Raw genomic sequence first — 554 nt, forward strand, 5'->3', positions numbered from 1 at the left:
CCTATATATTCAGGTGCGGGTAACACGACATCACTCGTGCTGGGTTTCCCCATTCGGACATCCTCGGATCAACGCTCGGTTGGCAACTCCCCGAGGCTTATCGCAGCCTCCTACGTCCTTCATCGGCCTCTGATGCCAAGGCATCCACCATGCGCCCTTAAACACTTACGCACAAAAACCAATTGATAAACAAGAATCAAAATTGCACATCAACAACACACAGACGGAAAAACCAACGACCCGAAAGCCGCCGGCCACCATTTCTGCGCGCGTTAGATGCTCGCAACCACTATCCACGAATCAAACACCACACCCCACCACCAAAACCGGTGAGGCAACAACAACCCCCACCCCGCAACCGGGGCGTCCCCCACCCTCTAACCGAGAGGGGAGCGAACGGGCCTGTTGTCTCAGGACCCAACAGTGTGTCTGGCAATTCTTCACGACCAACGCTTTCCAGCCGGCCGAACGTTTGTTGTCATATGCACCCGCCGGGCAAGCCCACTACAGGCGCCGGCGACAATCCCAACCATGAACCCCGGCACTGTTGCCGG

At 56.7% G+C, this 554-nt stretch carries 1 rRNA gene; it reads right to left on the reverse strand.

Annotated features, from left to right (window positions below):
* Positions 1–171: ribosomal RNA gene (locus VXD91_RS07825) — 23S ribosomal RNA — on the reverse strand; the annotation flags it as partial.
* Positions 172–554 lie beyond the last annotated feature (383 nt).

The organism is Mycobacterium sp. SM3041 (genome assembly GCF_039668335.1).
In the GTDB taxonomy this organism is placed as follows: domain Bacteria; phylum Actinomycetota; class Actinomycetes; order Mycobacteriales; family Mycobacteriaceae; genus Mycobacterium.